This window comes from Agarivorans sp. QJM3NY_29, from assembly GCF_050870835.2.
GTDB lineage: Bacteria > Pseudomonadota > Gammaproteobacteria > Enterobacterales > Celerinatantimonadaceae > Agarivorans.
Genome location: NZ_CP194036.2, coordinates 2,961,697 through 2,988,172, shown reverse-complemented (window position 1 = coordinate 2,988,172; position 26,476 = coordinate 2,961,697). Strand labels below are relative to the sequence as shown.

The window sequence follows — 26,476 nt, the reverse complement described above, 5'->3', positions numbered from 1 at the left end:
TTCATTCGGCTTAACGCTATTCAGGCAGATTAAGCATTTTTCTCGACTTTACTCAGATAATTTGGCAGGAAAGTTAGACCGACTTCGGTCCCCATCGTATCAGGGGAGCGGATGGTTAATTCGCCATGTAAGGAATGACAACGCTCCTGCATAATTTCTGTTCCATAATGGTTTAATTTTAGCGCCATCTCTTTGATACCAATTCCATTATCTTTGATCAACAATTCAATTGATTTATTTGACTTTTCAATCAACGATATGCTGACCAACGAGCCATGGGAGTGCTTGATGGCATTTTGTAAGGCTTCTTTGGTGATTTGTAAAATATGAATGGCTTCACTGGGCTCAAAAGGTACGTGCGTGCAGTCGTAGTCAAGGCGAATATCGATGTCACTGCGCTCTGCGAGGGTTTTGATGGTATCGGTCAGTGCTGCCTTTAAGCCACCATTGCCAATTTGCAAACGAAATGTCGTGAGCAGCTCGCGCAATTGTCGATAGGCTGAGCTGAGGCCTTCCTTAAGCTCTGCTACCGGTTTGCTCACCTGTTCTGGAACATCAACGTCTTGTAGGCCTTTTTCGATACGGGTGACTTGTATTTTTAAATAGGACAAGGATTGTGCTAATGAATCGTGCAGCTCGCGGGCGATGATCGACCGTTCGTCCAATAAGGCGATGCGTCGTTGTTGATTGAGTTGCTCGGTTAAGCTTAAGGCGATTGCGAATTGATCGACCAGGGAATGTAATAAATTCTGTTGCCAGTCTTCTAAGGGAGCACTGGGATCATCTGCTACGATAAGTTCGCCAAATTGGGTATTGTTCCGCTCGATGATAAAGGTGCTGATCGCTGTAGATTCAGAGTGCTGCTCTGGAGGGCTTTGGTGGTCAACAATAATATGTTGATAGGGCAACTGATAGTCATTGGCGAATAGTTTGAGCTCAATTTTTTTTCGTTCGCTCACTAAACATAATTCCTCAAGAATAGCGCGAAAAGCAAGCTGGCCGAGATGCGACTGATTTACCTGCTGAGCCACGTTATACAGAAAGGTTAAAATTTCATTGTTTCGACTCAACTGGATGGTTTTATTGTGGATCCGTTGTTCTAGGTCTCGATGGATTGCTTGAATACTGTCGTGAGCCTGATTGATGGTTTGCGACAACAGCCCCAATTCGTCTTCACGTTCAATATGACAGCGTTTACTCCAATCTCCCTTGGATGAGGCTTCGGCAACCGCAGTTAATGCCTTGAGTGGTTGTGCAATATGTCGATGAATCGAATACAAGGATAAACCAATCAGCAGCAAAGTAATCGACAGCATTACGGTTTGAATTATCTTCAGTAGAGCGAGGCGCTCTTCTAGTACTTGTTGATAGCCGTAAACCAGCTGGTCAATGTTCTCGACGAAGGATTCTAAGGTGGGCAAAAATCGCTCTAAGTCGAAATGTTGATCGGCATTGGCTAATTGCGGCTTGATCACGGTTTGCCAGCTGTGACGAATGGCTTGGTATTCTTGTTGTAGTTCGATTTCGTTAAAACGTATGAAATCCTTTTTAAGGACCGGGTCGCTAAATAAGGTTTCGAAACGTTGGATCAGAGCTTGTACTTTTTGCTGGTTTTGTTGATTGGGCGACTTTTGTAAGGTGGCGGCTTGGGTCGTGATCCGGTAGCTCATCATGCGCAGCGAGCCCGAGAGGTTGATGGCTTTTCCGTCATTCTCGCTGATTTGAGACATATACATCGAAGAAAAAATGCTGATGAATGCCATTAAAATCACGCTAATCATCATCGACGTAATTCGAAGTACAACGGAGCGACCAAATTTATGAAACACTAATGCAACCATAGCAATGTTTATTGTATTCTCTGTGATAAAAGTAAAAGCCCTTCGATAAGCGAGAGCACACTAGCGAATAAGGCCAGACATTTCCAAAACAATAACGGATTTCGTTTTAATAAAGGTCTATTTTCTGTTCGTTTAGATAGTGCCATATTAGGGCTATAAATATCAGTGATAAAATCCCCCAAGGCAGAGTAGCGCTGATTTGGCTGAGGAGAAGTGGCTTTTGCAAACGCTAAATCCACCCATAAGGGGATATCAGAACGGCTCTGTTGCATTGGCCGATAGGCCCATTTTATTTGTCTAGCATGTTGGATATTTTGTTGTGATGAGCTTTTAAAAGGCAGTTTCCCACATAACATTTCATAGCCGATCACGGCGACGGAAAATAGATCCGAGTAAATTGTGGCTTGGCCTGTATTTATGTATTCTGGTGCGGTGTAATTCACCGAACCCAAGGGGAGCGCTTGGTTTACTTCAGGCAAGGCTTCCAAGGCGCCTTTAACCTCGACCGTGCCAAAATCGATAATTTTTACCAAATTGCCGGGCATCAGCATAATGTTTTCTGGTTTTAGATCTCGATGAACCATATCGGCGCGCTGCAAAACCCGTAAAGCAGCAATCACTTCTTTCAATATTTCTCTGACGGTTTTTAAGGACGGACAAGGGTTATCAAGCATCCACTGGCGTAGCGTCACCCCTTCGATATATTCACAGATTTGGTAGAGATAGTCGCTGGTTGCGGGGCAAGGATACATCTTCATGATGCGAGGGTTTTGCAGTTGAGAAGCAATCCAATACTCGTTGGCGAATCGCTGGAGGGTCGCGCGCTCGTCTTGTGCATTCAGTGAAGGGACTTTAATGACTCGTTTTTGATTGGCAATCTTATCCATTGCCAGGTACAGATGGCTTCGACTGCCTTCGTAGAGCACTTTCAGTACTTGAAAATGGTCGATAACATGCCCTTCGCCTAGTGCTGGTGGGATGTTTCTAGCTAGTAGTATTTGTTGGTGCTCTAACAGATCATATTTGGTTAAGTTGAGTATTTCAAAAGCAATGCAGCTGGTATTATCGCTGCTGCCTCGTTCCAGCGCCGCCTGACATATTTGCTCGCTGAGACGGGTTATTGGCAGTGACTGGCAAAGTAACTGCTGTAATTGGTCATCTGGAATAAATTCGTGAACCCCATCGGTGGTTAGCACAAATCGATCGCCTGCTTGAAGTAAACAGCTTTGATAGTCGATTTCTAGGTGCTCATCCATTCCCAAGGCGCGTGTTAATACTCCGTTTGTGCCACTGCCTATCCGTTGATGATCTCGAGTCAGCAAGGTTAGTTGCTGATCTCTATATCGATAAATTCGGCTATCTCCTACGTGAAATAGGTGGGCGGTATTTGATTTAAAAATAATGGCGCTGAATGTGGTGATCATGCCATTGTGTTGTAGATGGGGTTTTCCTTGTGAAAAGAGCCAATAATTTAGGGGATTGAGAATTTTCATCACCGCATGTTTCACACTCCAACTAACTGGTGTTGAATAGTAGTCGCTGACAAATTGAGTGACCGCAGTATGGCTCGCGCGCTGCCCTTGTTCACTGCAACTCACGCCATCAGCGATGCATCCAAGAATGCCCTTATAGGTGAGTTCATCGCTGCTTAATGGCGATTTGACGATAAATGCATCTTGGTTTTGATCGCGGCCCCCTTGGCAGGAGTGACCGGAAAAACTTATCCAATTCGCTCCTTCGGCGCCCAACATTCGCTGTATTCCTGACTCACTCTGGTTCATAAATTGGCTCGTAGATAAAAGCTCGATGGGCTTGCCATTCGAGCTTTGAGTGTTTTATATCAATCGCTTGGCGATGATGTCGCAATATTTAGTTGGAGACATCGATTAAAGTGACACTGCCATCATCGTTTACTTCAGCGATTTTACCGTTTGGCTCTTCCATAAACATTAGTGCGATAAAGCCGACGACCGCGGTACATGCGATGACATAAAAGAAAGTCTGATATTCCACAAACGAAAGAATGGTTAAATAGACTACCGCTCCCACATTACCATAAGCCCCGGTCATGCCAGCAATTTGTCCAGTCATACGACGTTTAATCAAGGGCACCGTGGCAAATACCGCGCCTTCACCAGCTTGTACGAAGAATGAGCACGCCATGGCAGCGGCAACGGCTAACCATAGAGGCCACTGGGCATTGACATTTCCCATCAGAAAATAACCCACTGCTAATCCGGCTGTTAAAATCAGCAGGGTAAGCTTGCGACCAAATTTATCGGAAATTAAGCCGCCGCCGGGTCGCGACATTAAATTCATGAAGGCATACGCTGAGGCAACCATCCCGGCGACCACTGGCGACAGTTCGAAGGTTTCAGAGAAAAATAATGGCAACATAGAAATCACCGCAAGCTCAGAACCAAAGGTGGCGAAGTACAGTAAGTTTAATACTGCCACTTGTTTAAATTTGTATTGATGGATCGCTTCAACAGGTTCCACAAATACCGATTTATTTACCTTCCATACCTGATGAGCATCGAGGACATAAAGCCCAATTAAACCCATATAGATTGAGTTGACGACCCATTGCTCTAGCATCCCCACACCACCCGGAGATAATTTCCATGCCAGTAAAGCAAGCACCGCATACATCGGTACTTTCATGGCGAGTAACAGGAAGAAATCACCTTTGGATGTCACTTCCATGGCCGACAGGTGTTTTGGTTTGAAATAGGTCGCCCCTTTAGGGGTATCGCTAACGTTAAAGAAGAATACAAACGAGAACAACAAACTCATTAAACCAGTAATGGCAATGGCATAACGCCAACCGTCATCTCCACCCAAAATTAGCGCTAGTGTTGGCAATGTAAACGCCGCAGCGGCAGAGCCGAAGTTCCCCCAGCCCCCATAAATACCTTCAGCCATCCCTAGTTGGTGGTGAGGAAACCACTCAGAAACAAGGCGGATCCCAATCACAAATCCAGCACCGATGAAGCCCAATAAGAAGCGAGCAATTGCCGCTTGAATAAATGAGTCGGCAAAAGCAAACATAAAGCAGGGGATGGAACAAATGGCTAATAGGGCCGAATAAACGATGCGAGGCCCAAATCGGTCAGTAAACATGCCTATCAGGACTCGGGCGGGGATGGTTAACGCCACATTTAGAATTAGTAAAGTTTTGACTTCTTCCGTTGATAATCCCAGCGAGACTTTTACCGCTTGCAGCAAAGGTGCAAAGTTAAACCAAACTACGAAAGTAATAAAAAATGCCATCCAGCTGAGATGGAGGGTTTTCATTTTTCCTTGAAAGGAAAGGAGTGAAATTTTTGTGCTATCCATAATATTTCCCTATATAACTAGTATTTTTTAGAACGCGACATCCCGCCCATAACTGAAGCCTGGGTAAGCTTGTTCAGTTTGTTACGGGGGATGAGGCTGTCTCGTCTATTGTTTGATTTCGATAGAACCTTGATTGATTCGAACTTGATAGGTGTGTAGTTGAATTTCTGGTTGTTCCAGACACTCTCCGGTGTGCAGATCAAAGTGCTGTTTGTATAGGGGGGACGCGACACACAGGCGATCGTTGATGGTGCCAATGATGCCGCGGGAAAGTACGTTAGCTTTCCCAAAGGGATCGAAGTTGGCAATCGCGTGTACACTGTTGGTTCGGTTGCTGAGAAAGATCGCAACCTGATTATCGCCAACTTTAGCGCATACACCGGTGTTGGGCGCAATATCTTCGCTCTTACAAATAGTGAGCCAGTTATCCATGGCATATTCTCCTCAGGGCTGGTGGTATTAGTTAACGGTGGCAACGTCAATTGCTAATTGGTTTATCTTGATATCAGGACATTTCTGCTGGCGAATACTGATAAAGCGCTGGTTTTCATCCCGCTCGTCGCTGTTAATGAAGTGATTAAAACGTTTTAATTTGTCGGGTGACTCAAGGGTGGTTTTCCATTCACACTGATATTGACTGATGGTGGCGGCCATGGCCTGTTCTAATTCGGCGTTCAGGCCGAGTTTATCTTCGATAATCACTTGCTTGAGGTAGTCGATGCCGCCTTCTAGATTTTCTAACCAGACAGAGGTTCTTTGGAGTCGATCGGCGGTGCGTATGTAGAACATCAACAGGCGATCGACATATTGGGTCAGCGTGGCATCATCCAAATCAGTCGCAAAAAGATCAGCATGCCGGGGGCGCATGCCGCCGTTGCCGCAGACGTATAAATTCCAGCCTTGGTCTGTGGCGATGATGCCAATGTCTTTGGATTGTGCTTCGGCACATTCCCGGGTGCAACCCGAGACGGCAAATTTTAATTTATGCGGAGAGCGTAAGCCTTTATAACGGTTTTCCAGATCAATGGCGAAGCCCAGGCTATCTTGCACACCATAACGACACCAGCTGTTCCCCACGCAAGATTTAACCGTTCGTAAGGATTTGCCATAGGCATGACCCGTTTCAAAACCGGCATCCACTAGACGCTGCCAGATTTGCGGCAAGTCGTTGAGTTGAGCGCCAAATAAATCGATGCGCTGGCCACCGGTGATTTTGGTGTAAAGCTGAAACTCGCAGGCCACCTGACCAATGACAATTAGTTTTTCGGGAGTGATTTCTCCGCCAGGTATTCTTGGCACCACTGAATAGCTCCCGTCTTTTTGCATATTGCCCAGGTAGATATCGTTGGTATCCTGTAGCTCGATATGCTGATCCTGCAAAATATACTCATTCCAGTAGGAGGCGAGGATAGAGCCCGCCGTGGGTTTGCAGATCTCACAACCTAAGCCTGAACCGTAGCTTGTGAGCAATTGCTCAAAGGTTTTGATTTGATTGACCCGAATCAGATCACTCAGTTCCTGGCGAGAATAGGCGAAGTGTTCGCAAATGTGGTTGTTCACTTCAACTCCTGATTTTGCCAGTTCGCTGTCTAAGACTTGCTTGGCCAGCGCGCTGCAGCCGCCACATCCGGTGGAGGCATTGGTCATTTCTTTGAGCGCAGCCATCGAACTACAGCCTGCAGCAACCGCCTGTTTGATGTGGCCTTTGCTTACGTCGAAGCAGGAGCAAATCACCGCACTGTCGGGCAGCGCATCAACACCTAAGCCTGGCGACTGATCTTCGGCAACATTGGGCAGGATCAGTACCGATGGATTTTCCGGCAGTGCCAAATTATTTTGCTGTAGTTGTAAAATATTGCCGTAGGCTTGAGTATCGCCAACCAGCACTGCGCCAATAATTTTTTGTTTATCTGCCGAGACAATCAGTCGCTTGTAGACTTGTTCAATATCGTCTTTGTAGGTATAGGAGAGCGCCCCTTGCGTTGCGCCATGCACCTCGCCAATGCTGGCCACATCGATCCCCAGTAACTTCAATTTGGTGCTCATGTCGGCACCGGTAAATTCCATGGGCTCGCGCTGACCGAGCAGATGCTGGGCCGCCACCTTGGCCATTTGGTAGCCGGGTGCTACCAGACCAAAGATTCGCTGCTGCCATAGGGCACATTCGCCAATGGCGTAGATATCCTCGAAATTGGTTTGGCAGAAATTGTTAATCACGATACCGCCACGGGGACCAATCTGAATATCGGCATTTTTGGCCAAGCCATCTTGAGGACGGATCCCCGCGGAGAATACGATCATATCGGTTTCGAGATAAGAGCCATCGGCAAAATTCATGCGGTAGCGAGACTGTTCGCCGTCAACGATTTCGGTGGTGGCTTTATCGGTATGTACCTGCACGCCTAATGCTTCGATTTTATGGCGCAGCAAGTCGCCCCCATCCTGATCGAGTTGTACTGCCATCAAGCGCGGGGCAAATTCTACCACGTGAGTCTCTAATGCCAGATTTTTGATGGCATTGGCGGCTTCCAGCCCCAACAATCCACCGCCGATAATCACGCCGGACTTGCAGGACTGACTCGCCAAAGCGATGGCATCGAGGTCTTCGAGAGTACGATAGACATAACAATGCTCCCGATCATGACCGGGAATAGCCGGTACAAACGGATAGGAGCCGGTTGCCAATATCAGCTTGTCGTAGGACTCTTCGCGTCCCGAGGCGGTTTGGATAGTTTTATTGCCGGGGTGAATCGCAGTGACTTTTTCATTTAGCAGATAATTGACCCCGTGCTGTTGATAATAGCCTTCGCTGGTTAAGGCCAGATCCTCCGCAGATTTTCCGGAAAAATAGGCGGTTAACTGGACCCGGTCGTAAGCCAGGCGCGGTTCTTCCGAGAAGGTCAGGATCTCCAGATCTTCGGCTTGGCTTTGCAGCAGCAGATCAATAAATTTGTGACCAACCATTCCGTTGCCAACCACGATGATTTTTTGCTTATTCATGATGCAAATTCCTTTTTAATTAAATCGACTCATTGACCCGAGGTTTAGGCGATTAACGAGAGTTGTTGTGTTGCTGGGCTGGAAAACTGGAGAAGATGGTCTTGTTCCAGAGTTGCTAATTGCGAAGCAAGCGTCACCACTTTGCCAATTACAATCAGCGCAGGAGACTTTAGCTGATGTTTGCTGGCGAGGTTTTCCAAGCCATCTAATTGACCGATAAACTGTCTTTGTTTGGCGGTGCAGCCATTTTCAATGATGGCGACCGGCGTGGCCGGATCCATGTCGTAGCGCATTAATTGAGATTGGATCAGCCTGACTTTGCTTAATCCCATATAGATAACCAGGGTTTGCTTCAATTGTGCTAGCGCTTGCCAGTTCACATCGAGTGACTGTTCGGCATGCGCAGTTATAAAGCTGCAGCCTTGCGCAAGGCCTCGGTGGGTGAGGGGAATGTTGGCGTAAGTTGAGCAGCCAGAAGCAGCGGTAATGCCCGGCACCACATTCACTTGAATACCGTGTCTGGCAAGATAGAGCATTTCTTCACTGCCGCGGCCAAACACCAAAGCATCTCCGCCTTTGAGGCGACATACCCGGTAACCTCTTTGGGCATAATCGCGGAGAAGACGGTTGATTTGATCCTGCTGATAGCTGTGCTTGCCTTTGGCTTTGCCGACGCAGATTTGTTCTGCCCCAGCGGGGAACAGCGTTTGTATTTCCTGACTGACCAGCTTGTCATAGACAATCACATCGGCAGCCTGAATGGTTTTGAGTGCCTTTAGCGTCAGTAGCTCCGGATCGCCCGGGCCTGCGCCGACTAAAGAAACCACACCATAAAGTGATTGATTGACATGCATTGCGGCCACCACTGCGTTTTATAAAATTCATATTTCACTCAACGCAATATGAGTGCCAAGGCTAGCTATATGTTCGTTTTGCTTTATATTTATTGTTGTTTATCAATTATTTATATTATTTACTTTTGAATTTTCAGCTTTGAGTGTGAAGCTTGGGTTTTTCAAATAATAATGATTATGGGCATTTAAGGTGCGATGATTATTTATAATCGACCAAACTACAACTAAATAGGTAGATGGCAGGTCCTTATGCAGCTACCACTTTAGTGGTAGTTGTTAATTCAAGGTGCTGATTAAAAACATCTTTAATTTGTTTTTTGTTGTTTTCATTGATTTGGAATGGTATTTGCTCTAATTCTCTCTAATGTTGGTCTTTGAGGTTACTTATGAGAGACGTGGAAGGATGGATAAAAACCACCTGTGCCTATTGTGGTGTGGGTTGTGGTGTAGAGGCAAGAGTGCTCGCCAGTGGTCGTTTAGAGATCAGAGGAGACCAACAGCACCCGGCAAATTTTGGGAAATTGTGTACCAAGGGCATCGCGCTTGGCGATACGGTGATTCACGATGGGCGATTAATGTCGCCGCAACTGAAGCAGCCTGATGGCTTTGTGGACATCGACTGGGAGCATGCCTTAAATCGGGTTGCAGAGCAGTTTAGCCAAATCATTGGTGAGCACGGCCCCGATGCCGTGGCATTTTACGTCTCTGGGCAGCTATTAACTGAAGACTATTATGTGGCGAATAAACTGATCAAGGGTTTTCTGGGAACCGCAAATATCGATAGTAACTCCCGTTTATGTATGGCCTCGGCGGTGGTGGGGCAGAAACGGGCATTTGGCATGGATACGGTTGCGGTGTGCTATCAGGATATCGAGCAAGCCGAGCTGGTTATTTTAGTTGGGTCTAATCTGGCGTGGTGCCATCCGGTGTTATTTCAGCGATTAATTGTGGCGAAACAGAACAATGCAGCGCTTCAAGTCATTGTGATCGATCCCCGCAACAACGAATCTTGCGATATTGCCGATCTGCATCTTGCGATTGCACCGGGAAGCGATGTGGTACTGTTTAATCAATTATTGGCTTATCTGGCGGCGCAGGGTGAGCTTGATCAGGACTTTATTGCCCAACATACTCAGCACTTTGAGCAGGCTTATGCCTCGGCCAGCAGTGATGCTCAGGCGGTGCATGACATTGGCCTCAGTGAAGCCGAATGTCAGGCATTTTTTGAGGCTTTTGCTCGCACCGAGCGGGTGCTTACCATTTATTCTCAAGGGGTGAATCAGTCTTCGCAGGGCTCTGACAAAGTTAATAGTATTATTAACTGTCATTTAGCCACCGGGAAAATTGGTAAACCCGGCTGCGGGCCGTTTTCCATCACTGGCCAGCCCAATGCCATGGGGGGCAGGGAAGTTGGGGCTTTAGCCAATACCTTAGCCGCGCATATGGAGTTTAATCCGCAGGATATTGAGCGGGTTGCCAGCTTTTGGCAGGCCGAGCACATGGCCACCGAGCCGGGACTAAAAGCGCTGGATATGTTTGAGGCCATCGCTGCCGGCAAAATCAAAGCGCTGTGGATCATGGCGACCAATCCAGTGGTGAGTTTGCCCGATAGCAGTAAAATTAAACGGGCCCTTGAAAAATGCCCCTTTGTCGTCGTCTCCGATTGCATCGAAAAAACCGCAACGACGCAGTTTGCCGATGTATTACTGCCGGCGCAGGGCTGGAGTGAAAAGTCGGGAACGGTCACTAACTCGGAACGTCGGATCTCTCGCCAGCGGCGTTTATTAGCCAGCCCGGGGCAGGCCAAACCCGACTGGTGGATTATTTCACAGGTGGCGCAGAGGATGGGGTTTAAAGAACAATTTAGCTACGCCCATGAAGGGGCGGTATTTAAAGAGCATGCGGCGCTCACCGCGCTGGATAATCAAGGTTTTGCAAGAGACTTAAATCTGGCAGGTTTGAGTCATCTTAGCGGCAGCGAATACCAGCAGTTACTGCCGCAACAATGGCCGGTGTTGAAACAGCAACGCTCCGTGAGTCATCAGCGGCTGTTTGAAGATGGCAGGTTTTATACTCCCAATCGAAAAGCTAACTTTGTAGCGGTGACTTATCGCGCGCCATCAATTCAAGTCTGCGCAGATTTCCCGCTGATTTTGAATACCGGACGAACTCGCGATCATTGGCATACCATGACTCGAACCGGTTTGTCTGCGCGACTGGCCACACATATGCCAGAGCCTTATCTGCTGGTGCATCCCGATACGGCGAAAAAATATGCAGTAACACATGGGCTGTTGGCAAAAGTGAGTAATCGCCATGGCGATTGTATGAGCCGAGTGATTGAAACGACATCGATGCGGCGCGATGAAGTTTTTGTGCCGATCCACTGGAATGAACTGACCGCGTCGAACAGCAAGCCGGGGGGCTTGATTGACGCAAGAGCGGATCGCTTGTCGGGGCAGCCGGAGTTTAAATTTACGCCGGTTAAAATTGCCGACTGTCCGATGAGCAGCTTTGCGCTGTTGTTGGTTCGAGAGCCTGTCGAACTTGGCCAGATTGACTATTGGGTGAGACGAAAAACCACAGGTGCTTATCTGTATCAAATCGAGAGTCAACAAAGCCTGCAACGGCTCGATGAACGCATTCATCTTGCGCTCACGACAGCGCGCAGCAGAACCATTCAGGCGGCCAGCGCAAACCATCGGCTCTGCGCGGCAATCGATAACAACCAGCTTAGCTGGCTTTACCTGGCCGCCAATCAAGGGATCGCAGAACCCACCATGCAGCAGGTGATGGCATGGTTCGCCGAGGACAAGCCGCTGGCGGAGCTTGAGCAAGACATGATGGCACTGGCTCAATGAGTGGCCGCTGAAGCGCAGCGGTGTGCTATTTGCGTAAGCTGCAACAAGTTAAGCTTGCCAAAAGTACTTCAGCAGCCGCCACGTTTTATCCGTTACCGGCTCACCTTTGTCAACGGCAGTGGGGCCGCTGATTTCACACAACGGATCGCGAAGTGACTCTGGATATCCTTCACATGGGGGAGTCCTTGCAGGCGTTTTAAAATACCTTCGTAATCATTTAAATCAATCGCCACAACTTCCAGACTATAATCGGCGGTGCCTGAAACCAGATGGGCGCTAACGATGTCTTGCATGTCGATCATCGCCGTTTCAAAAGCCGTATGGGCGCTAACTTCATGGGTGTTCAGTCGTACCTCTACAAAAATAGTCATCGAGAAGCCCGCTTTTTGCCGATCAACGCGCGCGTGGTAGCCCTGAATCACGCCACTTTGCTCTAATTGTTTTACGCGTCGCAGACACGGCGAGGGCGATAAACAAATCTGCTCCGAGAGGGCGACATTGGTGAGGCGTCCATCGTCTTGCAGTCGGGATAAGATCTCGATGTCTGTTTTGTTCATTTTGGCATACTATTAATATTAGGAAGGGTAATTTGGCATAGTATAGCAATTTATTCAAAATTTGGGTTGGATATTGCAAGGACATGCTCACCATATTGGCTGGATAATAGACTTTCGGTACGCCATAAGGAAAGCGTTATGTCTGATACTTGCAGCTCCAACACCGCCCCCCACTATAAACAGTATGCCACTGGCGGGGCGTTTCGTTATGGTTTACTCGCCGCTCTGGTGAGTATTTCTATTTGGGCTTTCTGGCTGGTGAGCATGCGGGCCGGGGTGACCAATTCTTTAGGCTTTTTTGACCTTGGCTTGTTGCGTTATTCGCCGCCAGCGCTGTTGCTGCTGCCTATTTTATGGCGCTCGAGAGCCTTACTGAAAGGTGTTTCGCCAACGCTGTTATTGGGGATAGTTGCCGGTGCGGGCGTGCCATTTTTCTATTTGAGCGCCACCGGTCTTAAGTACGCTCCAGCCTCCCATGCCGGTTTATTAATTTTGGGGGCTTATCCGCTATTTGTGACTTTATTGGCGGTGGTTTTTTATCAAGAAAGGGTGAGCATTCAACGTAAAATCGGTCTCTGCCTAGTGACTCTGGGCGTCGTGGTCCTCTTTAGCTTATCTTTGCTCACGGCCCCTGCTGGAACTTGGATTGGCGACTTATTGTTGCTTGCCGCGAGTCTTTTTTGGGCGATTTATACGGTGAGTTTACGGATAGCTGGCCTGCCGCCGCTGGTTTCTACGGCTTTGATGGGACTGGTTTCGGTGCTGGTTTTGCTGTTGTTATGGTCGACTGGTTTGGTGTCTAGTCAGTTAGTGGACTCGCCATGGCAGATGTTAGCGTGGCAGTTTTTGGTGCAAAGCTTATTGGTCGGTTTGCTCACGGGTTTTAGTTATGGCTTTGCCATTCAACGCTTGGGAGCCGAAAACATGGCCGCGATTGGTGCCTTTACCCCTGTTTTAGCGGCCTTGATAGCGGTTCCTGTTTTGGGCGAAATGATCGAGGTTTATTCCATCGTGGGGCTGCTATTGGTGAGCGCTGGAGTACTGATTGCCAGTGGTATTTTTAGCAAGCGGCAGTGAGTCCCGCCCGGCTGATCATTGTTCGCTGAAGATTTGCATTAGCCTTCGCTGGCTAGACGGTAATCGCAAATAATTTTTTAAAAGCTTGCCGGCCTGTTTTCGAGATGTTCACCATTCGATATTCGCTGACGCGAATCAGCCAGCCGTGATTCTCGAAGCAGCTGAAGAGTTCTGCGCCCAGGTGGCCGCCAAGGTGGTATTTCCTCTCGCTCCAGTCTAAACAAGGACAACAGTATTTACGCTTGGTTTTTGGCTGGAGGTTTAGCCCAAGATCTGCAAATTTTTGCTTTCCCAAGGGGCTTAAGTGTTGCCCATCTTTCTCTATCCACTGATTGCTGAGCAGCGCATCATAAATATTGACCGCCAGTTCACCAGCGAGGTGGTCGTAACAGGTTCTGGCCTGCTTTAATTCAATTGGCGTTCGACTTTTGGGCGGTTCGATTCTTTTCCAGGAGACGCCCATCAGCGTTTCAACCAGATTGGCGACATCCGCACCCGCGAGGCGGTAATAGCGATGCCGCCCTTGAGACAGGCAGCTAATCAATGCTTCCTTGAGCAGTCGAGCAAGATGAGCACTCGTGGTGGAGGGCGCAATATCTGCTATCACGCTCAGCTCAGTAGCGGTCCAGGCCCGACCATCCATTAAGGCGCAAATAATTTTGACTCTCGAGACATCCGATAGGGCAGCAGCAAGTGCTGCCATTGAGACGGGTTGAATATTATCTTCAACATTTTGCTGAGAAAGATGCGGGTGGCTGCTCAAGCGTTGACGGTCCATTGTTTGGTGGCTTGTTCGGCCAGCTTAAAATTATCTGTAATCAGGATCAAGCGGTTGGCATGATCGCTGTACTGGGTCACAATATTTACCCCAATATTGGCGAGGCTTGCTGCAATTTCACCCAGCTCTCCGGGGCGCTCTTGTTTTAGTTTTCTGATCAGTGGTTTACAAACGCCGATGACTTGCAAGTCGTGACTTTGTAATACTTGTTTTGCCTTCTCGCCATCTTCCACCAGAAAATGAGCATGGCTTTGACCCGCGCTGGAAAATACCCCGCCGCCTTCAAGGCCCACGCCATGGCTGCCAAGCAGACTTGCTAATGCCGCCAGTTGTCCGGGCTGATTTTTTAAACAGACATGAATATCATACATTGTGCTTTCCTTTGGTGTTTGATGAATCATCTTTAATCACTTCGGCAACTCGGATCTGATAAAAAGAAAAAATCGACTGATAGCCCTCGGTTTGCGCCGATTGGTGCTGCATATTTGTTTTCCATTGGCGAATCGATTCTGCATCGCGCCACCAGGATAGGGATAGAAATTTCTCTGGGTCCGCGAGGCTGGTGAAACGCTCTACAGAAATAAATCCATCTATATCAGAGAGTAAGGGTTTTAGCTCTGCCGACAGCTGAAAGTAACGCTGTTGTTGTTCTGGCTTGGCTTTGGCTTCAAAAATTACGGCAATCATTGGGTCGCTCATCAATTGTGTGTGAATGCCGGGTACTATAATCGGTTTGCCGAGGCTTGCTTCGTTAGGTAGCGAAATATGCACGCCCGGATGCATGGGTCGCGGTGATGGCCGATTTGGGGGCGGCACTAAATTGATGGATGTTTGCCGATGAAGCGACCTGCTCCCCGAGTCATTCGTAAGCAAGGATAGTGTTCCGCCTTGCTTGCATATCGATGTTTATTGAATGGCATGAGATTGATTGACCGTCGCTTGAATTTCCTTTTTGAGCCAATGCTGCAGCAGCTTAAAGCGTTTGCTTTGCGCAAAACTAGCCGAACAAACCAGCCAGTAACTGGACTCGATGTTCACTGAAGGGCCAAGTGTTTTTAGAAAACCCGCCTTCAGGTCATTTTCTATCAGTAATGTTCTGCCCAGACCAATCCCCATACCACTAACCGCGGCCTGAATCATTAGGTCGGCCCGATCAAATTGATGTTTGCAGGTGAAGGGTTCGATGAGAGAGCCGGTTTTTTCGAAGTAGTTTTGCCAGTGATAACCAGTATTGTCTTTGGCCCCTCGTCGGTCTGACAATAGTGACATTTTTTGCTCGAGTAAGGCTTGTTCGCTTTGGTCTACGACACCGTTGAGGAAGCGAGGACTGACCACGGCTTGTATTTTGCAGTGAGTCAGGTGAATTGCATGTAAGCCGGGGTAGGGGCCGACGCCGAATCTGATGGCTGCGTCGGTATCATCATGACGAAAGTCAGTCAAATCGTCTTTCACTTCAAGCGATATTGATAGTCCCTCTGAGCTTGCATTTGGCAAAATTGGGATCGCCCATTTCATGGCGAGAGAAGAAGGTAAAGAAAGTCTAATCTGGTCAGCGCTTTGGTTTTTTTCGAGCTTATCTAATGCGGGTTGCCAGACCGACATGGACTGTCGTGCTGCTTCACAGAGTATTTTTCCTGCCGCTGTCAGACGAAGATTTTTGGTGCTGCGCTCGAAAAGGGTGAGCCCAAGTTTTTCTTCCAATGCCCGGACTCTATGGCTGATTGCAGACTGTTGTACATTGAGCCGCTCGGCAGCCTTGGTAAAGTTTAGCTCGTCAACGATCGCCGCGAGTAAGGGGGCCGCCTGGCTTAATCGATTGACGGTCTCTTTGTCGGTTTCGTCCGTGAATTTATTCATGAATTTATCTCATGCCTTTATGAGTGTCTTTAAGGATATCTTTGGTTTTATTATAAGCACTAACAATTTATAGATACGATAAAATAGGATTTTTATATGAATAGATCTCATGTTATGGCTAGAAAAATACCAGCAAAAATTGTGAATGGTTTTGTCGTTGAAGGCTGTGGTGGCAATCCTGCGGGGCTGGTTCTGGACGCCGATGGCTTGAGTGAACGTGACATGTTAGATATTGCGTCTCAAATCGGCTTGTCTGAGACCGCGTTTGTCTCTCAGTCGAATACTGCAGCGTTCAAGCTTGACTTTTTCACGCCTAATCGCCGTATTGCTCATTGTGGTCATGCAACTATCGCAACATTTTCTTACTTAGCTGAAACAGGCAGGATTACGCAAGGAGAGTCGAGTAAAGAAACCGTGGATGGTTCGCGTAAGATTATGATCAAAAATGGGGCTGCCTACATGGAACAGGTGGCACCCACTTATCTGAACCATCGGGATTGGAACCCTAAGGGGGTGACGCTTGAGGACGTTCTTGATTCATTGGGCTTGGATGCCGCCGATTTGGATCCGCGTATTGAGCCTATGGTTGTGAATACGGGCAACAGTTTTGCTATGGTCGGGGTGTCAGAGGGAGCTAGACTGGCTCTGCTAAGCCCAGACTTTGCCAAAATTTCTGAGATTAGCGAGAGGCTTGAGCTTATTGGTTATTATGTTTTTACCACTGATGCTGCAGCCACCACTAAAGATGCGACGACCCGGATGTTCGCGCCGCGCTTTGCGATTAACGAAGAGTCGGCAACAGGAATGGCAGCGGGACCTTTAGCTTGTCTATTGCATGATTATCTCGGGCTTAAGCAATCTTCAATCACCATCGAGCAAGGGAAGTACATGCAGCCTGCGTCTCTGAGTCAGATTTCAGTAGAGCTTATTGTTGCAAGGGATGGACAAATCCAGGGCTTGATGGCTGGCGGTTATGGCAAGTTGATGAAGCAAGTGGATGTTTTGTTATAGTGACATTTTATTTACAGGGACCACTGGCGCGATTGCATCGGTATTCGCATCAAGGGGCAAGCCAATGGCTTGTCTCCAGATCAATAAAATGTCGATGACTTGGCTCTGAATAAGCTGAAATTTTGGGTTCAGGAGATCCTAGAAAAGTCCGCTAAAAGAGCATGCTACGCTCAAATATGTAAGCGACAGATATGACATACAGCGATTTTTCCCGGATCGCTAGCATTTAAAGTGGCGGCTTTGAGTCATGGATTTATTTTCAATAATACTTTGTTTGTCAATAAGGCCTTGAATGCAAAGCTAGGAGCGGGTATACATACCAGCATCAATGACTCAGATGCTTATACAGATTTGAGCTTGTTAAAGTCACTCGGCTCGGTAGGTATCAATAGTGCTTATGGATAAGCAGAAACTGTTTGAATTATCACACCAGTTAACCGAAGTACAAAAGGATGAAGATTTTCAAGATTGGTTTAGCGCTTTGAAAAACGAAATATCTTTTGATTTTAGTATATTAGGTTCATTGTCTAAGGAAAGCGCTAGTGCGCCCGTTTGCTTTGGTTTTTCACAGCAGCATTTTGTTCGCTGCTTTAGCGCTCGGTCACTGGCCAGCGATCCCTTATTTTCTGCCGCACGCACTCACTCGCGCAGTATTTCGGTATTGATGGATCCCATCGTCCATCCTGATTATGGTAAACGTTTGGTTATCTCAGGTCGTCAAGGGAAAGAGAGCAGCATGTTCTTATTGTCATTTGGTGAGCGGCAACCATCGAGTGACGAAATAAATGCGCTTTACCTGTTAAGCCCGCATCTTAATATGGTACGCCAGAGTATTTGCGAAAATAAGGCGCGTGAAGTGGCGTCAAAGCCGAGCTTGATGACTCAGCGAGAACAGGAGTTATTGCCTTGGTTAAAAATGGGGAAGAGTAACTGGGAAATCAGTCGATTACTTAATATCAGTGAGAGAACGGTAAAGTATCATTTGCAGAACATCTATAAAAAGCTGGGTACCCATAATCGGACACATGCGGTTGCCAAGGCAATTGAGCAAGGCTGGTGTGACGGATAAAATAAGCTGCTGCTAATGTGGCTTGAATCCTGACAGTCTATTTTTCCAGATAAACATGTTTGATGATGCTGTGCGGTATGCCGTTTTCAGAATGACGCAAATTCTGCTCAATTATTGTTGCAAGGAAAAACTACGCCCCGCCTTTCGCTGAACGCTTTAGATAGTTCTTATTGTCGATTTTTTATGCTTCTCCATTGTTTGTGTCGCTTGCATTCTGGCGAGGCGGCTTGGTCTCAATGAATCATCGGTGCTGCAAGCAATGTCATCAAAAGTAGCGGGCCGCTCGGTGAGCGAGCCCTTACTTTTTAGTTCGGTACTATCCCAAAGGTAGCCCGATTGCCTGCTCATTTGACTCGATTGGCCGGTTTTTAGCGCTGGTTATTTTTAGCATTGCAGGGACCAGCAGCAGATCGAGGACCAATGCTATTAAGATGGTAATGGCGGTCATGAGTCCCATATCTGCATTCATCTTGAAGCTGCTGCAGGCGAGGACCAAGAAACCAAGACTCAGCACCAGGCTGGTGCCGATGATGGCGAGCCCGGTATGTTTGACCGAGGATTGAATCGCTTCTTGTTCTGAATATCCCGACTTGCGGAGTGTATTGTAGCGGTACAGGAGGTGAATGGTATCGTCGACCACTATCCCCAAGGTCATACTGGCAATGACCGATAAACTCAAGCCAACTTCTCCAACCATCATTCCCCAGGCGCCAAAAGCAATCGAGGCGGGAAGAATATTCGGTAAGATACTGATAAGGCCGAGTCGGACCGAACGCAGCATGATGCCGATCAGCAGGGAAATGAGTACTAAGGCGGCCACAGAAGCAGTGAGCATACTGATATTATTGCGGTAGCCAATATGGGCAAACATGATGTCTGCGCTAACACCCGGGCTGATACTGCTTGCATTAAAATGTTCTAAGAGCTGTTTTCTCAGATTGGATTCTAGCACGACCAGTTGATTCGAAGACATCTTTTTGGCCGTGATGATGATCCGTAACTCTTTTTTATCTAATGCGACCTGATTACTCAGGTTGAGTCCGTAAGGGAGCGACATGTCGTAAAGTAGCAGCGTTTGTGCAGACAGTTGCGGATCCTGTGGCAAAACATAGTAACTGGGATCATCATTATGCAGACTGCTATTGAGCCGTTTCATGATGTCGGTGAGTGACTGGACGTGATAGACGCCATCGGTATCACGGGCCGAGGTGACAAAGGCATCCAGTTTTTGCAAGAAGTTGGGTGAGGTGACCGTTTCGCCGCCTTCGGGGCGGAGCGCAAATTGAATACTGGCGACGCCTGTGAGCTTGGCGTAGGTGAAATCATTGGCTTGTCGAACCGCATAACTCTCATCGAAGTACTCGAACAGAGTATCGTCGATTTTATTGCGGACCAGGTTGGCGGCAATCACTAAACTGAAAATTAACACCGCTGCAATTTTTAATGCCGGATTTTTGATTGTCCAGCGGGCCAGTTTTGTTAAGGGCCTGCTTAACCATTGTTGCTGATGTGCTGGGGGCCTGCGCAAGGGGAGAACGACCAGTAAGGCTGGGGCGAAGTACAGGGTGAGCAGCATAGCGGCAAAAACGCCCATGGCGGTGATGTTGCCAAGGTCATTAAACGGTGGTGAATCGCTGAAGTTCATCGACAGGAAGCCAACGGCAGTTGTTAAGCTGGTGAGTATGATGGGCAATCGGTGTTTGGCCATTGCATCAGCGATGGCTTCTGGTTTTGCCTTGCCGTCGAGTTGGGCTTTTTTGAAGCCTTGCAGAAAATGGATGCAGTCGGCGACCGCCATGGTCAAAATAATGATAGGTGCGGAAGCCGAAGGTGAGGTAATGGCGATGCCCAGCCAGCCAGCTGCGCCAAGAGCTATAAAGATCGAGGATAAGATAGCTAGCGTGATTACGACAGAACTCCAAATGCTGCGCAGATAGATTCCGGTACCCAGAATGATCAGTAACAATGCGATGGGCACGAGGCTGCCCATGTCTCGCTGCGAGGCTTCGCCAAAGGCATCATTTTGCATCACTTGACCAGTCAGGTAAAATTCGATCTCTGGGTGTTGCTCTTGAGTTTGAGCAATCAGATCTTGCCAAAATTGGGCTATTTCTCGCACTTCTTCCGACTGTTCATCGACTGAAAGTCGAACCAGTACGTTGATTGCTGTCGATTTAGCATCGGCTGCGAGGTAGCGATTGAGCAACTCGGGTTGTTGTAATGCATATTGCTTTTTATCCGCCAGTACAGCTTGCTGTTGAAGTTCATCTGATGAGATGAAATCCTCGACCAGCAGTTCATCATCGACGGCGCGGGTATATTGATAGTTGCTAACGGAGTCGACTCGGTAAGAATGGGGGGTTTGCCAGCCTTGCTCGGTGAGCTCGATGATGGTTTGCAGTACATCGGGCTGAAAAATGTCGCCAGATTTGGGTCTGAGTACCACTAATACGCTGTCATTGCTATTGTACTTATCTTCAATCTGTTCGAAAGCAACCAGATCGGGGTTATCTTTACTGAAGAACACCTTATAGTCGTTATTCAGTGTCAGTTTGCCAAGGCCAATAAAGGCTACCGCCAGAGTGGCAAGCCAAGCAAAAATCGCCAGCCAGGCACGCTTTTTAGTCCAATTAATCATGATTTATATCCTATGTTTAAGCTTGTTGAGCGGCAAGGACCGACAGACGATGATTTTCGATTTCGATCGCTTCCGCCTTGACTTTATTGACTGCGGTTTCGATCGCCTCATCGGGATCCATGCGTAGCGGTAGGTGAAAGTGTTGCGCAATGGTGAGCAGACGTTCTCGCAGCTCACCACCGACGACAATGTACGGGATATTCAGTTCTTTGAGTGTATTTAGTAACAGATCATTGGAGAGCTGACGAAATACTTCGGAGACCGGTCGGTGACCATCTGCGACCAAATCAAATTCAATCGGTAGATGGACAAATTGGCTGTAGGTTTTTTTTGCATGGCGTTTGGCGACATTGCCAAATGCTTCAATATAGCCTTTGTGAAGTGAGGCATAAGGAGCGCCTGCGATACGTTTTAGGGCTAACAGCAAGTCACTTTCAGATGGATTAATTCCGGTTTCTAATCTGGCGGCACCATATACCCATTCGTGAAGGCTAGAACCGTCGGAAAAAAAACGATCACCAAACTGTTCTTCGTTAATCATCCGCTCGGTTAGTCTGCTTAAACCAAGGGTGAGTAACTCAAAGGGTTTACATTGTTCCAGGGTTTTTCCTGGAACTGCATCCGGCAGGATTTCCCGCATCGTTCTGGCCTGAGTTCTGGGGATCTCAGTTGCAATGGCGAGCGCTTCGGTTAGGGTTGTTTTCCCGGTTGAATAGGTTCCTGATATGGCAATTTTCATGCGATTGTTCCTTGGGGAAGTGAGTGGCAAAGCTTGGCGCTAAGTGAGAATTCCGGATGGCTGGCAATAGAGCCTGAAACGGTAGCAAGACGCCATTGTTCGTGATTTTTGTTGATTAGCGAGTTGCGCGTACTTCGTAAAGTAAGGGTATGTTTTTGCTGGGGAATAATTGGGTACGGGGCAGTGATTTTGACTGAACGCATCCACAGGTTATTGGTTTGGTTTCGTTGCACATTATCTAAACGATACATCACTAATTGTGAAAGCTGAGCGAAGCTGGTTAGCCAATCCACAATCATCAGGGCGTGTGGATATTGGCCCATCAGACCGCTGAATTGATTTCCCGGTCGTTGTAGGGTGAGTTCACAAGAAACTGCACAGGATTTATCATTAAAGCTGTTGTTGTATAGTTCGCAGTGTCTTTCCCGGAACTCATCGATGAAATATTCTTCAGCGTTTAAGGGAGCCGCATTCACCGTGTGGCTGTCAATACCCGGCGGGTGGTCAATAATGATCTCAACTTCCATTGTTTTTAAGACTGTTTTGAAATGACTGAGAACCCCAAACATACTGTTATTGTTGGTCACCGATTTTATTAGCCGGGTGCTGAGCGGAACGGCAACCAGATCCTCTAAAGCTTCACTGCCAGCCTTGATGGACAAGTGTCGGATCCATGCCTGGGATGTCTGTTGTTCGCTTAAGTTGAATTCTCGTCTGAGCAGCTCACAGGCAATTCGACCCGCAACCAGAAACGCATCGATAGTACTCAGGTGGGGCGGGCGGCTACTGACTTTTTCCTTTTGTGACCAGTCGGTTCGGTAATCAATCGCGATGGTCCCTTCGGCGAAGCTGGCGGTGTATTTGACGTTGCACCGATATTGGGTTTTTTTATATCCCTCGCCAAAATAACGTTGTGCGGCGGGGCCGAGTGCATCATCGATATGTGGAATGAGTGTACATCCTTGTTCTAAGATTGGTTCAGCTTCCATTTCGGTTTCTACTCCTAACATACGAACAGTTATTTGAGAAAATCATGCTAGCTGCTTTGCTTATATTTTTATCCTGTCCGCTTGTCTGAATAAACCTGTCTGATCGTACAGGTTAAGTTTTTCAACAACTTATGTATGTTTACTGTCTGTTCATATTTCAACGTTGAATATGGGGATATGGCATCAAGGAGGAAACATGATAAAAAGCATATTGCTGCTATTAATGATATCGAGCCTGGCGTTTGGCCAAGAACCCACTGGTTTGGATATCGCAACCGAGATGGTGAATCGAGATAGTGGTTATCAGTCTTACACTGCGACGGTTGAAATGACGATTACAGCCGCCAATGGTGACGCGGTGCAGCGCCAACTGACGGTGCAAGGTAAAGAGCAGGCTGATGAGGGTGATAAAATCATTACCTATTTTAAAGCGCCTCGCGATATAGCCGGGACCAGTTTACTGACTTTTAGCCATGCGATTGAAGCGGATGATCAGTGGCTGTATCTGCCGTCCATTAAGCGAGTGAAGCGGATTTCGTCGAATAATCGCTCCGGCCCATTTATGGGAAGTGAATTTGCCTATGAAGATATGAGTTCGTGGGAGTTGGATAAATATCGCTATCAACTGGTGGGTGAAAAAGTGCAAGGTGAGCATCGTTACTGGTTGCTGGCCTGTTATCCACAATATGTGAATTCCGGTTACTCTAAATTGATTGCCTGGATCGATCAGTCCATTTACCAGCCACGCAAGATTGAATATTTCGATCGCAAAGGAACACCACTTAAGAAGCTTTCTCTGAGAGAGTATAAGCAATATGAAGATCGCTACTGGCGTCCACATATTGCCTTTATGGAGAACTTAATTTCGAAACGCACCACCGAGCTTACCTGGCAGGACTATCGCTTGGGATTAACGCTCCCTGAAAGTCAGTTCGACCCCAGACAGTTGCAGCGGGCTTACAGGCATAATTGATGATGGTTAAAAGCATGAGGTGTCTGGTTTGTATATTGATGGCCGTTTATGTCGGGGATGTCTCGGCAGAGATGATGCTGGAAGGCTATGCGGGTCTGGCGGGCGAAGTATACGCCGAGGCGCCGCTATCAGCAGAACAGTGTTGCCATCGCTTTAATCCGCAAATTACCTTAGCGCCTAAGTTGAAGTGGTGGAATGACGATGGCTGGAATGTTCTGCTGGCACCTTATTCACGGTATGAGCCACAAGCTGATGTGATTTTTGGGAACTGGCGTGAGGCGAACATTGCTTATAATGCGCAGCGTTATTCGGTGACGGTCGGTATTGATACCGTTTACTGGGGGGTTACCGAAGTCTATCAGCCAATCAATATCGTAAATCAGTATGACGGGCGGATAGCGTTAGGTAACGACGAGAAGATTGGTCAGCCGATGCTGCACTTTCAGTATTGGCCTCAGTGGGGGGAAGCACAGCTATTGTTGTTGCCGTTTCATCAAGTGAGACCATTTCGCGAACCGCAGCAACGTTTGTCTCCGGGGAAGCCGGTGGGTGAAGAGATTGTTTATTCTGACGGTAAGCGCAATCTGGATTTGGCGGCCAGAGTGGCATTTTGGCGAGACGAGCTAGATCTTGGGATTAGCTTATTCAATGGGAATAGCCGAGAGCCGATGTTGCTCGATGACGGTGCTCAGCTACTGCAATCTTACGCCACTATGACTCAGCTCGGATTAGACCTGCAGTGGACCAGAGATGATCTGCTGTGGAAATGGGAAAGTGTTGCCAAACATGGGGAAGGTAAAAATTATCTGACGCTGGTCACTGGGGCGGAGTATTCCCTATACGGCTTTGAATTCAGCCCGGGACAGTTGGGTTTGATTGCCGAGTATACTTGGGATAATCGGGACACTCAGGCACCGCCAACGCTTTATAATAACGATTTGTTTGTAGGGCTTCGATGGCAGGCAAACGATGTCAGTGATACGGAGTTATTGTTGTCGGGCCTGTTTGATCTTAAAAAAAACTCGCAGCTATATCAATTAACCGCGTCAGGTCGGGTGAGTCATCATTTTCGTTGGGTGGCAGAAGGGTTCTGGTTATCGGCCATGTCACCCACTGAGCCGATTTTCTACATGAGCAAAGACAGTTACTTATCACTGGGACTCGAGTATTACTTTTAGTTGCGTCGAACTTTTCTCGTCTTGGCTTACTTGATAAACATCAGAGCCAAACAGCTGCTGTCGAAAGCAGCCCACTGGCTTCGAATAAAGCTTCTACATATAAAATTTGAAAAAAAAGCGCAGTACAGGGGGCTGCGCTTTTCATCTTAAGCAATGATGCTAAATTCTTCGCATCATTTTTATTCGGTCTTAAGCACGGCGGCGTAAGCCAGCCAAACCTAATAAACCTAAACCAAAGATAGCTAAAGTACCTGGCTCTGTCACTTCTCTAGCTGAGATAGCAAATGCAGCTTCAAGGGTATTGGTATTATCTTCTTCAGTTAAGAAACCGATACAGGTTTTACCTTCTGGACAATCTACATTTTCAACGAATGTTAGACCTAACAAACGAGTTGTTAAGGTATATTCGTAGTCGTCTAAGCCGTCTGCTGGGATAACGAAGCTATTACTTAAGAAAATAGCATCACCATCTTGAGTGAAAGAAACATCATCATCTAATATAATGGTGAATAAATCGGCACAACCAGATTGGTTGATACCAACTTCACCGTCTAGAGTACCGCCATATTCACATGTGCCGCCAGTAGGGTGGTTGTAGGTTTCTTCAAATTGAATTTGAAATTGGAGAGCTGGTGCAGCTGTAGGAGGCAATGACACTGGCGCGGTTGGGGCTAAAAACAAACCGTCGAATAAAGTTGCCGATACTAAAGTATCACCCGTTACACCCCAGTTTTCATGGGTTAAACCTGTACCTTCAGAGAACGCTAAGGCACCAACACCATCTACAACACTGGTGGTTACTGAACCAGTTTTAGAATCATCAATTGCTAAAGAGCTTTGCAATTCGTTTGGGTTCACCGCTTTATAAGGTTGACCCCAAGACAATGTTTTAGGGAGTTCACCACTAAAAAGTGGGTCAAATTGGTCTAAAGTAGCACCCGTTGCAGTCACACCTGTTGCGTCGCCAGCTTCTGAAGTATAATCAGTGCCGAAGCCAGCATCGTTTAGGTAATCCCAATCTGTAATTAGAACTGCGTTTGCTGAAATGCTTGAAAAACCTAAGCCTAATGCGATACAAGTTAATTTAAATTTATTCATGTTGCTCATCTATTGGTTCATTTAGGAGTTTTATATGATTCCAGTAAATGCAAATATGAGGCCAATATTTTAAATCCTTTAAAAACAATGCTTTATGTATATAGTATTACATTTTAGTGAGCGTGGTGTAAAATTTACTGACACTTAAAATCAAAGTCTTTTGATCATGGTTGTTGGCCAAGCATCGGTTAAAAATTCAAGTTGGATCTATTTCTTGGGCTCAGACCTGCCTCTTCATTATTCAATGAAAGAAGATAAAACTTTACTGTTGCTGCAAGGGGTTTATCACTCGCAGATTAAAACCTCACTCGCAGATAAAAACCTACTTGAGATTGTACAGATGATGAATCAGGCGGAGCCTGGATGGTGACTCTAAAGTGTCGGCTTGGTCTACGGTGAATATTGGGTTTAGCCTTGCTCAATCAAGAGGTGTTTGGGCTTGACTATGATCTGAGCATATAGAGCGGTTGGCTCTAGAGGTAAAACAAGCCGTTTATAAAATTATTGTAGGTAAAGAATACACCAACTTAGTCATTGGCGTGGTGATTACTCCTTAGTGGAAGCTATATTAGACAATAGTAAAACCGTATGACCAATATCGGTTCATTTAAACGGTA

Annotated in this window: 21 protein-coding genes; 6 read left to right on the top strand and 15 right to left on the bottom strand. The window is 47.1% G+C overall.

Going from position 1 to position 26,476, the window contains the following annotated elements; genetic code table 11:
* Positions 1-29: 29 nt before the first annotated feature.
* The 6 genes from ACRRS0_RS13555 to cobA form a co-directional block, all read right to left on the bottom strand.
* Positions 30-1,829 (bottom strand): type IV pili methyl-accepting chemotaxis transducer N-terminal domain-containing protein, encoded by a 1,800-nt coding sequence (locus tag ACRRS0_RS13555; RefSeq protein WP_432452651.1) that lies wholly within the window; start codon positions 1,827-1,829, stop codon positions 30-32.
* A gap of 20 nt (positions 1,830-1,849) precedes the next feature.
* Positions 1,850-3,622 carry a protein kinase domain-containing protein gene (locus tag ACRRS0_RS13550; protein WP_432452652.1) on the bottom strand — a complete coding sequence of 591 codons (1,773 nt, stop codon included), beginning with the start codon at positions 3,620-3,622 and terminating at the stop codon, positions 1,850-1,852.
* A gap of 88 nt (positions 3,623-3,710) precedes the next feature.
* A complete protein-coding gene (locus ACRRS0_RS13545; protein ID WP_432452653.1) occupies positions 3,711-5,180 on the bottom strand; it encodes a NarK family nitrate/nitrite MFS transporter in 1,470 nt (489 codons plus the stop codon).
* Positions 5,181-5,285: 105 nt separating this feature from the next.
* Positions 5,286-5,612: a nitrite reductase small subunit NirD gene (nirD, locus tag ACRRS0_RS13540; protein WP_432452654.1), complete on the bottom strand. Its 327-nt coding sequence runs from the start codon at positions 5,610-5,612 to the stop codon at positions 5,286-5,288.
* Positions 5,613-5,639: 27 nt separating this feature from the next.
* Positions 5,640-8,180: a nitrite reductase large subunit NirB gene (gene nirB, locus ACRRS0_RS13535; RefSeq protein ID WP_432452655.1), complete on the bottom strand. Its 2,541-nt coding sequence runs from the start codon at positions 8,178-8,180 to the stop codon at positions 5,640-5,642.
* Between the two features lie 44 nt (positions 8,181-8,224).
* Positions 8,225-9,034, bottom strand: a complete 810-nt coding sequence (gene cobA, locus ACRRS0_RS13530) for a uroporphyrinogen-III C-methyltransferase (RefSeq protein WP_432452656.1) — start codon at positions 9,032-9,034, stop codon at positions 8,225-8,227.
* Positions 9,035-9,420: 386 nt separating this feature from the next.
* Between cobA and ACRRS0_RS13525 the strand changes: the two genes are divergently transcribed.
* Positions 9,421-11,895, top strand: a complete 2,475-nt coding sequence (locus tag ACRRS0_RS13525; protein WP_432452657.1) for a molybdopterin oxidoreductase family protein — start codon at positions 9,421-9,423, stop codon at positions 11,893-11,895.
* 92 nt (positions 11,896-11,987) lie between these two features.
* Here ACRRS0_RS13525 and ACRRS0_RS13520 read toward each other — a convergent pair whose 3' ends face one another.
* A complete protein-coding gene (locus ACRRS0_RS13520) occupies positions 11,988-12,452 on the bottom strand; it encodes an Lrp/AsnC family transcriptional regulator (protein WP_432452658.1) in 465 nt (154 codons plus the stop codon).
* Between the two features lie 138 nt (positions 12,453-12,590).
* On the opposite strand from ACRRS0_RS13520, the gene ACRRS0_RS13515 reads away from it, so the two are divergent.
* On the top strand, positions 12,591-13,529 hold the full coding sequence (locus ACRRS0_RS13515; RefSeq protein ID WP_432452659.1) for a DMT family transporter: 939 nt from the start codon (positions 12,591-12,593) through the stop codon (positions 13,527-13,529).
* A gap of 52 nt (positions 13,530-13,581) precedes the next feature.
* Here ACRRS0_RS13515 and ACRRS0_RS13510 read toward each other — a convergent pair whose 3' ends face one another.
* From ACRRS0_RS13510 to ACRRS0_RS13495, 4 genes are all read right to left on the bottom strand, one after another.
* A complete protein-coding gene (locus ACRRS0_RS13510; protein WP_432452660.1) occupies positions 13,582-14,307 on the bottom strand; it encodes an ArsR/SmtB family transcription factor in 726 nt (241 codons plus the stop codon).
* Positions 14,289-14,678, bottom strand: coding sequence for a hypothetical protein (locus ACRRS0_RS13505; RefSeq protein ID WP_432452661.1), 390 nt, complete (start codon positions 14,676-14,678; stop codon positions 14,289-14,291). The genes ACRRS0_RS13510 and ACRRS0_RS13505 overlap by 19 nt, the downstream gene beginning before the upstream one ends.
* Positions 14,671-14,994 carry an antibiotic biosynthesis monooxygenase family protein gene (locus tag ACRRS0_RS13500; RefSeq protein WP_432452662.1) on the bottom strand — a complete coding sequence of 108 codons (324 nt, stop codon included), beginning with the start codon at positions 14,992-14,994 and terminating at the stop codon, positions 14,671-14,673. Before ACRRS0_RS13500 ends, ACRRS0_RS13505 begins: the two co-directional genes overlap by 8 nt.
* Positions 14,995-15,213: 219 nt before the next feature.
* On the bottom strand, positions 15,214-16,164 hold the full coding sequence (locus ACRRS0_RS13495; RefSeq protein ID WP_432452663.1) for a LysR family transcriptional regulator: 951 nt from the start codon (positions 16,162-16,164) through the stop codon (positions 15,214-15,216).
* A 96-nt stretch (positions 16,165-16,260) separates the two neighbouring features.
* Here ACRRS0_RS13495 and ACRRS0_RS13490 point away from each other — a divergent pair, with 96 nt between their 5' ends.
* Entirely contained in the window at positions 16,261-17,175 is a 915-nt protein-coding gene (locus tag ACRRS0_RS13490) for a PhzF family phenazine biosynthesis protein (protein ID WP_432452664.1), read from the top strand.
* 397 nt (positions 17,176-17,572) lie between these two features.
* Positions 17,573-18,244: a response regulator transcription factor gene (locus ACRRS0_RS13485; RefSeq protein WP_432452665.1), complete on the top strand. Its 672-nt coding sequence runs from the start codon at positions 17,573-17,575 to the stop codon at positions 18,242-18,244.
* A gap of 316 nt (positions 18,245-18,560) precedes the next feature.
* On the opposite strand, the gene ACRRS0_RS13480 is transcribed toward ACRRS0_RS13485, so the two are convergent.
* Genes ACRRS0_RS13480 through ACRRS0_RS13470 form a run of 3 tightly spaced genes read right to left on the bottom strand, consistent with a single transcriptional unit; the run spans position 18,561 to position 22,610 of the window.
* The gene (locus tag ACRRS0_RS13480) at positions 18,561-20,882 is read right to left on the bottom strand and encodes an efflux RND transporter permease subunit (RefSeq protein ID WP_432452666.1); all 2,322 of its coding nucleotides are present in this window, start codon (positions 20,880-20,882) and stop codon (positions 18,561-18,563) included.
* Positions 20,883-20,898: 16 nt separating this feature from the next.
* Positions 20,899-21,621 carry an ATP/GTP-binding protein gene (locus ACRRS0_RS13475; RefSeq protein WP_432452667.1) on the bottom strand — a complete coding sequence of 241 codons (723 nt, stop codon included), beginning with the start codon at positions 21,619-21,621 and terminating at the stop codon, positions 20,899-20,901.
* Complete coding sequence (locus ACRRS0_RS13470; protein ID WP_432452668.1) at positions 21,618-22,610, bottom strand: AvrD family protein; 993 nt, start codon at positions 22,608-22,610, stop codon at positions 21,618-21,620. The genes ACRRS0_RS13475 and ACRRS0_RS13470 overlap by 4 nt, the downstream gene beginning before the upstream one ends.
* A 196-nt stretch (positions 22,611-22,806) precedes the next feature.
* Between ACRRS0_RS13470 and ACRRS0_RS13465 the strand changes: the two genes are divergently transcribed.
* Positions 22,807-23,583, top strand: a complete 777-nt coding sequence (locus ACRRS0_RS13465) for an outer membrane lipoprotein-sorting protein (protein ID WP_432452669.1) — start codon at positions 22,807-22,809, stop codon at positions 23,581-23,583.
* 38 nt (positions 23,584-23,621) lie between these two features.
* A complete protein-coding gene (locus tag ACRRS0_RS13460; protein WP_432459615.1) occupies positions 23,622-24,761 on the top strand; it encodes a hypothetical protein in 1,140 nt (379 codons plus the stop codon).
* Between the two features lie 189 nt (positions 24,762-24,950).
* On the opposite strand, the gene ACRRS0_RS13455 is transcribed toward ACRRS0_RS13460, so the two are convergent.
* Complete coding sequence (locus ACRRS0_RS13455) at positions 24,951-25,859, bottom strand: THxN family PEP-CTERM protein (protein ID WP_432452671.1); 909 nt, start codon at positions 25,857-25,859, stop codon at positions 24,951-24,953.
* Between the last annotated feature and the right edge of the window lie 617 nt (positions 25,860-26,476).

Excerpts from the sequence above, each read along its gene's own strand:
- ACRRS0_RS13495 (WP_432452663.1), bottom strand. The coding sequence starts at position 16,164 with ATGAATAAATTCACGGACGAAACCGACAAAGAGACCGTCAATCGATTA.
- ACRRS0_RS13515 (WP_432452659.1), top strand. The coding sequence starts at position 12,591 with ATGTCTGATACTTGCAGCTCCAACACCGCCCCCCACTATAAACAGTAT.
- ACRRS0_RS13520 (WP_432452658.1), bottom strand. The coding sequence starts at position 12,452 with ATGAACAAAACAGACATCGAGATCTTATCCCGACTGCAAGACGATGGA.
- ACRRS0_RS13460 (WP_432459615.1), top strand. The coding sequence starts at position 23,622 with ATGGCCGTTTATGTCGGGGATGTCTCGGCAGAGATGATGCTGGAAGGC.
- ACRRS0_RS13470 (WP_432452668.1), bottom strand. The coding sequence starts at position 22,610 with ATGGAAGCTGAACCAATCTTAGAACAAGGATGTACACTCATTCCACAT.
- ACRRS0_RS13465 (WP_432452669.1), top strand. The coding sequence starts at position 22,807 with ATGATAAAAAGCATATTGCTGCTATTAATGATATCGAGCCTGGCGTTT.
- ACRRS0_RS13500 (WP_432452662.1), bottom strand. The coding sequence starts at position 14,994 with ATGATTGCCGTAATTTTTGAAGCCAAAGCCAAGCCAGAACAACAACAG.
- ACRRS0_RS13485 (WP_432452665.1), top strand. The coding sequence starts at position 17,573 with ATGGATAAGCAGAAACTGTTTGAATTATCACACCAGTTAACCGAAGTA.
- ACRRS0_RS13505 (WP_432452661.1), bottom strand. The coding sequence starts at position 14,678 with ATGTATGATATTCATGTCTGTTTAAAAAATCAGCCCGGACAACTGGCG.
- cobA (WP_432452656.1), bottom strand. The coding sequence starts at position 9,034 with ATGCATGTCAATCAATCACTTTATGGTGTGGTTTCTTTAGTCGGCGCA.
- ACRRS0_RS13545 (WP_432452653.1), bottom strand. The coding sequence starts at position 5,180 with ATGGATAGCACAAAAATTTCACTCCTTTCCTTTCAAGGAAAAATGAAA.
- nirD (WP_432452654.1), bottom strand. The coding sequence starts at position 5,612 with ATGGATAACTGGCTCACTATTTGTAAGAGCGAAGATATTGCGCCCAAC.
- ACRRS0_RS13490 (WP_432452664.1), top strand. The coding sequence starts at position 16,261 with ATGAATAGATCTCATGTTATGGCTAGAAAAATACCAGCAAAAATTGTG.
- ACRRS0_RS13550 (WP_432452652.1), bottom strand. The coding sequence starts at position 3,622 with ATGAACCAGAGTGAGTCAGGAATACAGCGAATGTTGGGCGCCGAAGGA.
- ACRRS0_RS13455 (WP_432452671.1), bottom strand. The coding sequence starts at position 25,859 with ATGAATAAATTTAAATTAACTTGTATCGCATTAGGCTTAGGTTTTTCA.
- ACRRS0_RS13480 (WP_432452666.1), bottom strand. The coding sequence starts at position 20,882 with ATGATTAATTGGACTAAAAAGCGTGCCTGGCTGGCGATTTTTGCTTGG.
- nirB (WP_432452655.1), bottom strand. The coding sequence starts at position 8,180 with ATGAATAAGCAAAAAATCATCGTGGTTGGCAACGGAATGGTTGGTCAC.
- ACRRS0_RS13475 (WP_432452667.1), bottom strand. The coding sequence starts at position 21,621 with ATGAAAATTGCCATATCAGGAACCTATTCAACCGGGAAAACAACCCTA.
- ACRRS0_RS13510 (WP_432452660.1), bottom strand. The coding sequence starts at position 14,307 with ATGGACCGTCAACGCTTGAGCAGCCACCCGCATCTTTCTCAGCAAAAT.
- ACRRS0_RS13525 (WP_432452657.1), top strand. The coding sequence starts at position 9,421 with ATGAGAGACGTGGAAGGATGGATAAAAACCACCTGTGCCTATTGTGGT.